The 12,082-nt window shown below is 73.2% G+C and carries 9 protein-coding genes; 6 read left to right on the forward strand and 3 right to left on the reverse strand.

Translation table 11 applies throughout. The annotated features are described in order from the left end of the window. Positions 1 to 388 precede the first annotated feature (388 nt). Positions 389 to 1,312 carry an adenylate/guanylate cyclase domain-containing protein gene (locus ACKUB9_RS02670; protein WP_407519193.1) on the forward strand — a complete coding sequence of 308 codons (924 nt, stop codon included), beginning with the start codon at positions 389 to 391 and terminating at the stop codon, positions 1,310 to 1,312. A gap of 172 nt (positions 1,313 to 1,484) precedes the next feature. On the opposite strand, the gene ACKUB9_RS02675 is transcribed toward ACKUB9_RS02670, so the two are convergent. Next, positions 1,485 to 3,557, reverse strand: coding sequence for a caspase family protein (locus tag ACKUB9_RS02675; RefSeq protein WP_407519195.1), 2,073 nt, complete (start codon positions 3,555 to 3,557; stop codon positions 1,485 to 1,487). A 352-nt stretch (positions 3,558 to 3,909) separates the two neighbouring features. On the opposite strand from ACKUB9_RS02675, the gene ACKUB9_RS02680 reads away from it, so the two are divergent. The 5 genes from ACKUB9_RS02680 (at position 3,910) to ACKUB9_RS02700 (ending at position 10,437) form a co-directional block, all read left to right on the forward strand. Continuing rightward, positions 3,910 to 5,652, forward strand: coding sequence for an AsmA family protein (locus ACKUB9_RS02680; protein ID WP_407519196.1), 1,743 nt, complete (start codon positions 3,910 to 3,912; stop codon positions 5,650 to 5,652). 247 nt (positions 5,653 to 5,899) lie between these two features. Then, positions 5,900 to 6,820 (forward strand): efflux RND transporter periplasmic adaptor subunit, encoded by a 921-nt coding sequence (locus ACKUB9_RS02685; protein WP_407519198.1) that lies wholly within the window; start codon positions 5,900 to 5,902, stop codon positions 6,818 to 6,820. Positions 6,821 to 6,953: 133 nt separating this feature from the next. Then, positions 6,954 to 8,003, forward strand: coding sequence for an HD-GYP domain-containing protein (locus tag ACKUB9_RS02690; RefSeq protein ID WP_407519200.1), 1,050 nt, complete (start codon positions 6,954 to 6,956; stop codon positions 8,001 to 8,003). Positions 8,004 to 8,154: 151 nt separating this feature from the next. Then, complete coding sequence (locus tag ACKUB9_RS02695) at positions 8,155 to 9,522, forward strand: MFS transporter (RefSeq protein WP_407519202.1); 1,368 nt, start codon at positions 8,155 to 8,157, stop codon at positions 9,520 to 9,522. 117 nt (positions 9,523 to 9,639) lie between these two features. After that, positions 9,640 to 10,437: an SDR family NAD(P)-dependent oxidoreductase gene (locus ACKUB9_RS02700; protein WP_407519204.1), complete on the forward strand. Its 798-nt coding sequence runs from the start codon at positions 9,640 to 9,642 to the stop codon at positions 10,435 to 10,437. A gap of 42 nt (positions 10,438 to 10,479) precedes the next feature. Here ACKUB9_RS02700 and ACKUB9_RS02705 read toward each other — a convergent pair whose 3' ends face one another. Together ACKUB9_RS02705 and ACKUB9_RS02710 are read right to left on the reverse strand one after the other, a co-directional pair. Next, a complete protein-coding gene (locus tag ACKUB9_RS02705; RefSeq protein WP_407519206.1) occupies positions 10,480 to 10,821 on the reverse strand; it encodes an SWIB/MDM2 domain-containing protein in 342 nt (113 codons plus the stop codon). A gap of 166 nt (positions 10,822 to 10,987) precedes the next feature. Continuing rightward, positions 10,988 to 12,001, reverse strand: coding sequence for an aldo/keto reductase (locus ACKUB9_RS02710; RefSeq protein ID WP_407519207.1), 1,014 nt, complete (start codon positions 11,999 to 12,001; stop codon positions 10,988 to 10,990). Between the last annotated feature and the right edge of the window lie 81 nt (positions 12,002 to 12,082).

Genomic DNA, 12,082 nt, shown 5'->3' on the forward strand with positions numbered 1-12,082 from the left:
ACCACATCCGCGGCCGCGGGGACAACCGCTTTTCTGATCCGCGGCGCGATTGGCAGTCGAAGTTGCTCGCGCGCAACGCGCCGGCCGGCAGCCCGGCAATGCCGATCGAAACGGAGAACAGATCACTCTGCACGATTCGCAGGCAGATTCTTAATCTTGTCATGAGGCCGAACCGCGCAGACTAGTGACCCGCGTGGACTGTCCTGGCGCCTGCTTGATGACCCGGCATGCAACCTGAGGGTTAGTGCCCGCCGAGTCCCCGACCCGCGTGGCCGCGCAAAAGAAGCGGGGCCCCGTCGCATTTGGGCTTTCGCCCCGGCGCAAGCTTGCATAGACGATGCGGCTGACGTCATCCTGCCGTTCGGCCCGCTGAGGATCATTCCTCAAGATGAGCATCAACGAACCCTGCACGATCGGTGTTCTCTTCTGCGATGTCGCCGGGAGCACGCGCCTTTACCGCGACCTGGGGGACGACGCCGCGCTGCGCGTGGTCGACCGCTGCCTCGGCGTCGCGGGCGACGTCGTCCAGAGCAAGGGCGGCCGGCTGGTCAAGACCATCGGCGACGAGTTCATGGCGGTGTTCGAGGATGTCTGCGCCATGTGCGATGCCGCCGTGGCGGTGCAGCGCCGCTTCGAGGACGAGGGCGTCGGCCATGTCGGCGAGCATCGCCTCCAGCTGCGGATCGGCTTCCACCATGGGCCGGTGGTGCGGGCGAACGACGATTACTTCGGCACCACCGTGAACATGGCCGCCCGCATGGTGGCGCTCGCCAAGGGCGGGCAGATCATCACCACGGGCGAACTCGCCGACGGGCTGCCGCCGCTCCAGCGCGCGGCGACCCGCGCGCTGGTCGGCGTCTACGTCAAGGGCGCGGGCGACGACGTGCGGGTGGCGGAGGTGCTCTGGCACGTGGCCGCCAACCAGACGACGGTGTTCTCCCTCCTGCCGACGGCCGAGCCGCGCTCCACCGGCGGCAGCGGGCTGCGGCTCACCTATCGGGACCAGCGCTGGCTGTTCGACGAGAGCCGCCAGGCGGTGACGCTGGGCCGTGATGCGGCGAGCGACATCGTGGTCGACAACGACTACGTCTCGCGCCGCCACGCCACCATCGAGCGGCGCGGCGACAAGTGGGTGCTGATCGACCACAGCACGAACGGCACCTACGTGACGCTGTTCGGCGCCGAGGAGTTCTGCATGCGCCGCGAGGAGCTGGTGCTGCGCGACGTCGGCACCCTCGGCATCGGCCGCTCGATCGGCCTCGATCGGGCGAACGGCCTCGACTTCGCGCTCACCATCGGCCGGGCGGAGTGAGGCCGGGAGGCGCCGGCAGCACCCCCGATGCGGTTCCCGATCGGCCTGCCGCATGGACGGCCTGATCCCGCCGCGCGCCGAGGCATCGTGCCGCTGCAGCGAGGCTCCTGGACATGACGACGGCGCCGGACGGGTGTCCGGCGCCGCAGGTCTTCCGTCCGGTCTCTCCCGATCAGGGCATCCGGCTCATCATCCGTGAGGCGCCGATCTCGGCCGGAGTGTAGCTCGGGGCCGCGGCGGCCCGCGCCGGGGCCGGGGCGGCGCGCGGGGCGCGGGCGAGGGCCGGAACCGGCGTGCGGGCGCGGATCGGCTCGACCACCTTCACCTTCGGCTTGACCGGGCGCTCGACCTCGACGGGACGGGCCGCCTGCTTCACCGGACGCGGGGCCTCCTTGACGGTCGCCCGGGCGGGCTTGTGCTCCGGCTCGGGCAGCGCGGCGGCCTTCGGACGCTTGGTCTCCTTGGCCTCCTCGGCGACCGGCTTCTTGGTGGTCTCGGCCGGCAGGGTCGCCTGGATCGGACGGCGCTGCGGGCGGCACTCGTCGCCGTCCAGGCTCATGCCGGGCGGGCAGGTGATCCGCACGCAGATCTCGCCGCGCGGCTCGGTGCCGGTCGGGCAGCTGATCGGGCAGATGCGGCCGCTATAGGAGTTGAGCGTCTCCAGCACGCCCTGGTCGGGCATGGTCGAGACGATCCGCACCGCGCGGGTCTTCGAGGTGTCGGCACGCGTCGGATCGGTGCTCTGCGAGAAGCGGTAGAACCGCTCCAGCGCGTCCATCGACTGGCGGCCCCAGGCCGTCTCGGGCGGCTCGGTGTAGCAGCCGAGATCCGCCAGACGCTGCTGCACCGAGCGGACCACCGCGTCGTCGGCGGTCGCCGGAGAGGTCTCCTTGGCGGCCGGATTCTCCTCGCGGATCGACAGGGCGGCGTAGGCGGTCTGCGGCACCTCGGCCGGCTTGGCGGCCTCGACGATGCGGGCGAGGTCGGCCTGTCCGGCCGCGGCGGCGGGCGCCGCCAGGACCGCGACGGCCTCGCGCTTGGCCTGCTCCTCGCGGCGCTTGGCCTCGTCGGCGATGATCTGCGCCCGGGCGGCGGCGATGCGGGCCTGCTCGGCGTCGCGGCCGGCCTGCTCCTGGCGGACCTGCTCCTGCCGGGTCTGTTCCTGCCGCGCCTGCTCCTCCCGGGCCTTGCGGGCGAGTTCGGCGAGCCGGTCCTCCTCCTGGCGCCGGGCCTTCTGAATCTCCTGCTGGGCGGCCTGCTGGCCTTCCGCCGGCCGCGCCAGGGCGAGGCGGTCGGGCTGCGCGCGCGGTCCGTCGCGCTCGCCGTCGGCCTGCGCCACGAAGCCGGCCCGGGCCTGCCCCTCGATCATCCGGATGCGGCCCAGCGCGTCCTCGACCAGGAAGCTGCGGGGATACTTTTCGACGAAGCGGCGCAGTTCGGCGAGCTGGGTGGTGCCGCGCAGCCGCCCCCAGGCCTGCATGTCGGTCTCGTCGCGGTTGATGAAGACCTCGCCCGGATAGGAGCGGGTGACCTCCGGCAGCTGGCGCCCCTCGGTGACGCCGGCCACCGCCTTGGCGACGTGCTGGAAGACCTGCCCGATCTCGAGGCCGGGCTCCTGCATCGCCTTGAGCAGGGCCTCGGCGTAGAAGCTGTTGCGGCCGCTGCCGTCGAAGGCGACGTGGTTGGCCTGCGTCGCGTAGGCCATGATCAGGCCCTTGCGGCCGACCACGCTCGCGAGACCGGGGCCGCCGTAGCTCTCGCGCTTGCCGGCATCCTTCAGCGGCAGGTCGCGGCAGGCGTCCAGGATCAGGATGCGCGCGCCCTTGGCGTTGTCGAGGGCGCCGATGACGCTCTCGACCGCGATCGTCTCGAACGGCACGTCGAAGCCGTCGCGCAGGAGCGCGTCGGTCGGCACGAGGTAGTTCTGGCTCTGGTACTGCAGGCCGTGGCCGGCGTAGTAGACGAGCGCCGTCTCCGCATCGAGCGAGAGGCGAGAGAACTGGGCCAGCTTGCGGTCCATGTCCCGGCGGGAGAGGTCGCGGCCGTCGAGCACCTCGAAGCCGACCCGCCGCAGCACGGTCGCGATGTCCTCCGCGTCGTTGCCGGGATTGCTCAGCCGGCCGAAATGGTCATAGGCGGCATTGCCGATGACGAGGGCGACGCGCTTGTCCGCCGGGGCCGAGACGGCCGCGGTCGCCCAGAGGGCGAGGAGGAGCGTGAGCAGGTTTTGCAGCGACCGTTTCATGCTCCGAACTTACACGCCGGGTCCCCGGCCGAGCAAGTGCTCGGACGCACATCCGCCGGCCCCTCGACCTGTTTTTCAATTGCCGACATTTCGACAGACCTGTGCGCCAGAGATGAGGCCAAGTGGTTGAGCTGCCTGATTCGAAGTCGAGCCGCGCGGGCGTCTCTGCGTCGCCGGGCGCGCACGATCCGACCGTGCACGACGCGGCGGGGCGTGCCCTGACGGCCACGCCCCGTCCGCGCCGGATTCCGGCCCGTCGTCGACAAGACAAGCCGGCTCCGGGCCGGCCGATTGATTCCGCTGCGACTTTGCGGTCTTGTCCGTCGTGGCGGCGGACGTTCGCGAGGACCGGATGAAGCTGCGCGTTCTCTTCCTTCTGCTTCTGGCCGGAAGCGTGGTCGTCGCCGGTGCGGCGGTCGCGACGAGTTCGGCCCGGATCGCGCGCGCCGTCGAGGAGCGGCTGGAGGCCGAGACCGGCCGCCCCTGGACGGTGGCGGGCGGGGCGAGCCTCACCCTCTGGCCCCATTTCGCGATCGTGGTGCGCGACGTCGGCACCCGCACCGCCTTCGCGGACGGGAGCGAGGCGCGTCTCGACATCGCCGCGCTGCGGGCGACCGGGGCACCCCTCGATCTTCTAGCCGGACGCGGCGTGCGGGAGGTCGAGGTGGAACGGCCGAGCCTGCGCTGGCCGGCCGAGTGGTGGCGCGCCGGCGGCCCGCCCGCTCCGGCGCAGGACACCGCCCGTCCCCCCGCGGGCCCGCGCCCGGACCTGATCCGGGTCACGGACGGCTCCCTGGCCCTGGTCGAGGGCGCGAAGGTCGTCGCCTCGGTGGAGGGCGTGACCGCCGAGGCCCGCGCGGCGGCGAGCGGCTACGCCGTGAAGGCGCGCGGCCGGCCCGGCGGCGCGACCTGCGAGATCGCGGCGGCGGCCGGCGAGGCGGGCATGGTCCCGCTCGACTTCACCTGCCGGTTGCCGCAGGTCGCCGCGCCGCTGACCGGGCGGGCGGATGCGGGCGTGCACGGCCTCGAACTCACGCTCTCGCGCCTCACCGGCAGCCTCGGGGCGACGCGCTTCGCCGGGGCGGCCCTCGTCGACCTCACCGCCAAACCCTTCGTGCGGCTGGATCTCGGCTTCGAGCAGCTCGATCTGCCGCCCCTGCGGACGGAGGCGGGCGCGGCCGACCTCGCGCTGCTGCGCAGCTTCGACGGGCGGGCCAAGCTCAGGGCCGGCACGCTGCGGGCCGCGGGCCTCTCGGCCAGCGACGTCGTGGTCGAGGCCAAGCTCACCGGCGGCACGATCGAGGCGAATCTCGCGCCGACCGCCCTGCACGGCGGCCAGATCCGCGCCACCCTCACCTCGGTGCTGGCGGCTCCCGGGGCGGTGCCCTCCCGCCACGCCCTGCGGCTCGACCTCACCCAGGTGCGCAGCCTGCCGCTGCTCACCGCCTCGGCCGGCTTCGGGCTTCTCGACGGCACCGCGGGGGTGAGCCTCGACCTCACGGCCGCGGGGGCGACGACGGCCGAGATCACGCGCTCGCTGTCGGGCGAGGCCGCGGTCACCCTCGAGAACGGGCGCCTCAACGGGATCGATATCCCGGGGGTGGTGCAGTCGATCGCCACGCAGCTCTCCGCGGACCCGCGCCTGCGCGCCTCCGACGCCACCGCCTTCGACCGCATCACGGCGCGCCTGCGCATCGCCGACGGCCAGGCGACCACGCAGGACATCGCGCTCGCCGGCCCCCTGGTGACGGCGCGCGGCGCCGGCAGCATCGACCTCGCCTCGCGCACGCTCGCCCTGCGGATCGAGCCGAAGCTGACGCGCAGCGCCGCCCGCGCGCTGCCGAAACTCCTCGACATCAGCCTCCCGGTCCTGATCACCGGCAGCTGGGAGGCGCCGCAGGTGAGCGTCGATCTCGGCAGCGTGCTGAGCGGCCAGAACCTGTCGGGCCTCGGCGCCCTCGGATCGAGCCTGATGGAGGGGGGCGATGCGAGCCCGCTCGGGGGCATGCTCGACCAGATCTTCCCCGGCGCCGGGCGCCCGCGCGCGCCCGGGCCGGGCCGTCCGGGGCCGCGCCGGAATGCCGCTCCGCCGTGAGACGCACCACGCTGACTCTGCGACAGGAACATGATGTATGCATGACGCCCGAAGTGGCAGCATCGCTGATCACTTCCCGACCAGGCCGGGGCGAAGCCGCAGGCGCGTCGGCGAAAATGTTGCAGACGCCGGGATCCGTGCGAGACCACGCGAGGCAATGCCGCCCGGATTCGGGTTTCTCACCCTCCCCCGCATCCCGGCGCGATCCTGCCGGTCCGCGATCCCCGTCACGTTCGGAGCCCCATCCGTGCCGCGCTTCCCTCGATCCGTCCCGACCCGCCCCGCAGATCTGTGCCGCCTCGCCTGCGCGGCGGGGCTGGGTCTCCTCGCGGTCGCCGAGGCGAGGGCCGACACGGCGGGCGGGCAGAGCGCGGGCCTCGCCGTCAGCGTGGCAGCCTCGAAGCGGCGCTGCTTCGACGACCGGATCGACGTCACCGGCGTGCTCACCGCCCGGCAGGAGGTGCAGCTGCGGCCCGACCGCGACGGCCTGCGGGTGTCGCAGGTGCTCGCCAAGCCCCTCGACGAGGTGCGGGCGAACCAAGTCCTCGCCCAGCTCGTGCCCGACGACGCGCAGGGGGGCGCCCAGGTCGCCATCCGGGCGCCCGTCGCCGGGGTGATCGGCCGGAGCACCGCGGCGGCCGGCTCGCCCGCGCCCACCCGGGCGGACCCGCTGTTCACCATCATCGCCCAGGGCGAACTCGAACTCGCCGCCGACGCGCCGATCGCCTCGCTGGGCAAGATCGCCCCCGGTCAGGGCGTCACGGTCAAGCCCCTCGGGCTCGGCACCCTCCCGGCCCGGGTGCGGCTCGTCGCTCCGGCGGCCGATGCGGCCAGCCAGCTCGGCCACGTGCGCATCCTGCTCTCGCAGGTCGGCGAGGCGCGGCTCGGCACCTTCGCGCGCGGCACCATCTCGGTGGGCGAGAGCTGCGGCATCGCCGTGCCGTTCTCCTCGCTGGTGAGCGGGCCGGACGGCACCACCGTCTACGTCGCCACCAACAACCACATCGAGGCCCGGCCGGTGACGATCGGCCTTTTTTCGGAGAACGAGGTGGAGATCCGCACCGGCCTCTCGGAGAGCGACCTCGTGGTGGTGCGCGCCGCCCCCTTCCTGCGGGAAGGCGATCTCGTCCACCCGATCCCGGTCGCCGACACGCGCTCGACCGAGTGAAGCCGACGGTTCGGGCGCCCATCCCGCGGCGGAGCCCCTCGCATGACCAATCACAGCGCTAAGCGTTTCTTGGCAAGTTGGGCTTAGACCTCCCCACCGAGGCAGCCGCCGCTTGCGCCGGCAGGAGCATCCAATGCACGAGGGGGTCATCATCCTCGTCACCGACCGGCCGGACCGCAGCGCGGATCTCGCGGCGGCGCTGCGGCAGGTCGGGACCTGCGAGGTGGTGGGAACCGACGAGCGCTGGACCGCCATCGGCGCGCCGCTCGGGATCGTGTCCGACCTCACCCTCACCCGTCCCGAGGCGGTGCAGTGCCTCAAGGCGCTGGAGGCCCGCTACCGCGGCCAGCCGCTCCCGGTGATCGGGCTCCTGCGCCGCGCCACGCCGGACGCCCTGCGGCACGCCAAGTCGCTCGGCGCCACGGTCTGCCTGCCGGCCTACGTGCCGCCCCAGTCGGTCGCCGCCGCGCTCGCCAACCAGATCGAGCACACCTGCCCGCTGTCGGAGCGGCTGGTCGTCCACGGCGTGGCGCGGGCCGGCGAGGCCCTCACCGGCCTGCTCGCCGAGGCGCGCGCCGGCAGCCCGATCCGCATGGAGGCGGTGGAGGCCGGCCTCGACCCGATCCTGACCGCCGTGCAGGAGGGCGGCCTCGCGCGCTGGCTCGACACGGTCTGGACGCACGACGACGCCACCTACCAGCATTGCCTGCTGGTGGCGGGGCTCGCGGCGCAGTTCTCCCTGCATCTGGGCTTCCGCCAGGCCGACCGGCACCGCTTCGTGCGCGCCGCCCTGGTGCACGACGTCGGCAAGGCGCGCATCCCGCTGCCGATCCTGAACAAGCCCGGCCGCCTCGATCCCGACGAGACGGCGGTGATGCGCACCCACGCGGCCCTCGGCTACGACATCCTCAAGGCGGGCGGCGAGTGCGACGAGCTCACCCTCGACGCCGTGCGCCACCATCACGAGATGCTCGACGGGTCGGGTTATCCGGACGGCCTCAGCGGCGCGGCGGTGAGCGACACGGTGCGCCTCCTCACCATCTGCGACATCTACGCGGCCCTCACCGAGCGCCGTCCCTACAAGGCGCCGATGCCCGCCGCAGAGGCGATGGGCGTGCTCCAGGGCATGCACGGCAAGCTGGAGGCGCGCCTCGTGGAGACGTTCGGGAAGGCGGTGGCCTGAGGACGGCGCCCTGCCGCCCCGGCCCGGGCGCCCCGATCACGGGATCCGCCGGACCGGCGCCGGCATCGCCGCAGCCGCCCCGGGTGCGCCCGGTGCCGCGATGCTGTAGGGGCTGCCTCGGCGCCGATCCCCGGCGCGGGAGCATGAGCCGATGACGGGAGCGGCCGAGCCGGTGCCGGCGGAGATCGCGGACGGGCTGCCGGTCGCCGAGCGGCTCTGGGCGATGGCGGCGATCGGCATCGCCATGACGATGGCGGTGCTCGACAGCACCCTCGTCAACGTCGCCCTGCCGGTGCTGGCGCGCGACCTCGCGGTCAGCCCCTCGGCGGCGATCTTCGTGACCAACGGCTACCAGCTCGCCGTGACGGCGGCCCTGCTGCCGCTCTCCTCCCTCGGCGACATCCTGGGCTACCGGCGCGTCTACATCTTCGGCCTCGCCCTGTTCACCGGGGCCTCCCTCGCCTGCGCGCTCGCCGGCTCGCTGGAGGTGCTGGTCGCCGCCCGGATCGTCCAGGGGCTCGGGGCGGCCGGGATCATGAGCGTCAACATCGCGCTCGTGCGCTTCATCTACCCGACCCGGCTGATCGGACGCGGCGTGGGCAACGTGGCGCTGATCGTGGCGGTGGCCTCGGCGGCCGGGCCGACGGTCGCGGGCGCGATCCTGTCCGTCGCGCAGTGGCCCTGGCTCTTCCTCGTCAACGTCCCGCTCGGGGTGGCGGCGCTGGCGGTGGCGGCCCGCACGCTGCCGGTGACGCCGCGCAGCGGCGGGCGCTTCGACGCCCTGAGCGCGGTGCTGAACGCCGTGTTCTTCGGCCTGCTCATCACCGGCGTCGACGGGCTCGGCGATCCGGCCGCCCAGGACCGCGCGCTCCTGATGCTGGCGGGCGCCGCCGCGGCGGGAGGCGCCTTCGTCTGGTACCAGGTGAAGCTGCCCGCCCCCCTCCTTCCGGTCGACCTGCTGCGCATCCCGGCCTTCGCCCTGTCGATGGCGAGTTCGGTCTGCGCCTTCTCGGCCCAGATGATGGCCTACGTGGCGCTGCCCTTCTACTTCCACGACGTGCTGCACCGGTCGAGCAGCGAGGTCGGCCTCCTGCTGACGCCCTGGCCGATCGCCATCGCGGTGATGGCGCCCATCGCCGGCCGCCTCTCCGACCGCATCGCCCCCGGCCGCCTCGGCGGCATCGGCCTCGTCGGGCTCGGCCTCGGGCTGGCGCTGCTGGCGAGCCTGCCCGAGGCGCCCGCGACGCTGGCGATCGCCCTGACGCTGACGCTGTGCGGCCTCGGCTTCGGGCTGTTCCAGTCGCCCAACAACCGGGTGATCATCACCAGCGCGCCGCGCGAGCGCAGCGGCGGCGCGAGCGGCATGCAGGCCACCGCGCGGCTCGTCGGGCAATCGCTCGGGGCGGCCGCGGTGGCGGTGATCTTCGGGCGCCTGCACGGCTCCGGCACGGTGACGGTGCTGTGGCTCGCCGCCGGGCTGGCGCTCACCGGGGCGGTGACGAGCGCGCTGCGCCGGTAGGCCTTCCCGGGCGTGCGCCGCCGCGAGCCGACCAGGGACGCGAGGCCGGCCTCGACCCTGGACGCGAGCCGCCCTGCGCCCATCTCCGGCGGCGGACCTGTCTCGATGGAGGCCAGCATGGACATCGATCTGTCAGGGCGGCGCGCCCTGGTCACCGGCTCGACCGCGGGCATCGGCTACGCGATCGCCCGCGCGCTCGGCGATCTCGGGGCCGGCGTGGCGGTGAACGGGCGGACGGCCGAGCGCGTCGAGGCGGCGATCGCCACCCTGTCCCGGGAGGCGCCGAAGGGCCGGTTCACGGCAGCGGTCGGCGACGTCGCCACGGCGGCGGGCGCCGAGGCGCTGCGGAGCGCCCTGCCCGACCTCGACATCCTCGTGAACAATACCGGGATCTTCGAGCCGAAACCCTTCTTCGAGATCCCGGACGAGGATTGGCGCCGGTTCTTCGAGGTGAACGTGCTGAGCGGCGTGCGGCTCGCCCGGATCTACACGCCGGGCATGCAGGCGCGCGGCTGGGGCCGGGTGGTGTTCGTGTCGAGCGAATCGGCGGTGCAGATCCCGGTCGAGATGGTCCATTACGGGATGACCAAGACCGCGCAGCTCGCCGTGGCGCGCGGCCTCGCCGAGACCGTCTCGGGCTCCGGCGTCACGGTCAACACGGTGCTGCCGGGCCCGACCCTGTCGGAGGGCGTGGCCACCTTCATGACGCAGATGGCCGGCGGGGCCGCCGATCCGGACCTCGACGCGATGGGCCGGGCCTTCGTGAAGGAGCACAGGCCGACCTCGCTCCTCGGGCGCCTGATCGCGCCGGAGGAGATCGCCAGCCTGGTCGCCTACCTGTGCAGCCCGGCCGCCAGCGCCACGAGCGGCGCCGCGCTCAGGGTCGACGGAGGAGTCGTGCGCTCCATCCTGTGATGGGGCGCGGCCGGCGGGAGCGCGCGGCGCCCCCGCCGCGGCTCACTTCAGGTGCTGGGCGAGGTACTTGTTCATCTCGAACATCGTCGCCTTGTCCTTGCCGAAGACCTTCTTCAGCTTGTCGTCGGCGAGGATCTCGCGCTTGTTCTCGGGGTTCTGCAGCGAGTTCTTGCGGATGTAGTCCCACACCTTGCTGACCACCTCGCCGCGCGGGATCGGCTTGGAGCCGACGATCGCCGCCAGCTCGTCCGTGGGCTGAAGCGGCTTCTGCAGCGCGTTCGGCTTGTCGCCCGTCTTCGGGGCGGTCACCTTCTTGGCCTTCGCCGGCGCCTTCTCGTCGGCAGCCTTCGGGGCCTCCTTCTTGGTCGTCTTCGTCGTCGCCATCGGTCTCCTCCGGTCTCCCTGCGCCCCCCGGCGCCGGACAACCGGCCCTACCGGGCACATAGCTGCAACAACTAAGCCGTGCTGACGGCGTTCCAAGAGGAAAATCCATCGCACGGCCGGATCATCCACACCCTAACCGTGAGGGGCAAGGACGAAGCGCGCCCGATCAGGCCGGAATCCAGGTCCGGCGGCCCTCCAGGGGATAGGCCGGGTCGGTGTAGCCGGGGGTCGAGGGGTGCCCGGCCGGGACCAGCCGGTCGACCAGGGCCTCGTCCTCCGGGGTGAAGCGGTAGGCCAGCGCCCCCGCGTAGGCCTCCCACTGCGCGACCGTGCGCGGGCCGGCGATCACCGCGGTGACCGCGCGGTTGTTGAGCACCCAGGCCAGGGCGAAATCCCCGGGCGCCGCACCCCGCGCCGCGGCGTGCGCCTGGATCTCGCGGGCGATCGCGAGGCTCTCGGGCCGCCACTCGGTCTGCATCATGCGGGTGTCGCCCCGCCCGGCGCGGCTGCCCTCGGGGGGCGGTGCGCCGGGATCGTACTTGGCGGTGAGCACGCCGCGGGCGAGCGGCGAGTAGGGCACGACGCCGAGCCCGAAATGCGCGCAGGCGGGCAGGTGCTCCACCTCCGGCATGCGGTTGAGGGCGTTGTAGTAGGGCTGGCTCGCCACGGGCCGTTCGAGGCCCATCTCGTCGCAGAGGCGGCAGATCTCGGCGATGCGCCAGGCCCGGTAGTTCGACACCCCGAAGTAGCGCACCTTCCCGGCCCGGATCAGGTCGCCCACCGCCCGCACCGTCTCGGCGAGCGGGGTGTCGTGGTCCTCCTTGTGCAGGTAGTAGAGGTCGATGCGGTCGGTCCCGAGCCGCCGCAGGCTCGCCTCGCAGCCCCGGATCACGTGGGCGCGCGACAGCCCGCGGTCGTTCGGCCCCGGCCCCATCGGGTTGGCGACCTTGGTGGCGAGCACCCAAGCGTCGCGGTCCCGCGCGATGGCACGCCCGACCACCTCCTCGGAGCGCCCCTCGTTGTAGGCATCGGCCGTATCGATGAAATTGAGGCCGCGCTCGCGCGCGTCGGCGATGATGCGGGCGGCCTCCGGCTCCTCGGTCTGCCCGCCGAACATCATGGTGCCGAGGCAGAGGGGGGAGACCTTGAGACCCGACCGGCCGAGCGTGCGATACTCCATGACGGCGCATGCCTCCGATGATGGCGCGACCGTGGCGGAGGGGCGCCTGCGCGTCCTCGCTCGGCCGCTCTGTGGAAGCCG

Source organism: Methylobacterium oryzisoli, from assembly GCF_046557895.1.
Lineage (GTDB): Bacteria > Pseudomonadota > Alphaproteobacteria > Rhizobiales > Beijerinckiaceae > Methylobacterium > Methylobacterium oryzisoli.

Bases quoted from the DNA above. Each gene is read 5' to 3' on its own strand.
- ACKUB9_RS02695 (WP_407519202.1), top strand. From the start codon at position 8,155: ATGACGGGAGCGGCCGAGCCGGTGCCGGCGGAGATCGCGGACGGGCTG.
- ACKUB9_RS02705 (WP_407519206.1), bottom strand. From the start codon at position 10,821: ATGGCGACGACGAAGACGACCAAGAAGGAGGCCCCGAAGGCTGCCGAC.
- ACKUB9_RS02680 (WP_407519196.1), top strand. From the start codon at position 3,910: ATGAAGCTGCGCGTTCTCTTCCTTCTGCTTCTGGCCGGAAGCGTGGTC.
- ACKUB9_RS02670 (WP_407519193.1), top strand. From the start codon at position 389: ATGAGCATCAACGAACCCTGCACGATCGGTGTTCTCTTCTGCGATGTC.
- ACKUB9_RS02700 (WP_407519204.1), top strand. From the start codon at position 9,640: ATGGACATCGATCTGTCAGGGCGGCGCGCCCTGGTCACCGGCTCGACC.
- ACKUB9_RS02675 (WP_407519195.1), bottom strand. From the start codon at position 3,557: ATGAAACGGTCGCTGCAAAACCTGCTCACGCTCCTCCTCGCCCTCTGG.
- ACKUB9_RS02690 (WP_407519200.1), top strand. From the start codon at position 6,954: ATGCACGAGGGGGTCATCATCCTCGTCACCGACCGGCCGGACCGCAGC.
- ACKUB9_RS02710 (WP_407519207.1), bottom strand. From the start codon at position 12,001: ATGGAGTATCGCACGCTCGGCCGGTCGGGTCTCAAGGTCTCCCCCCTC.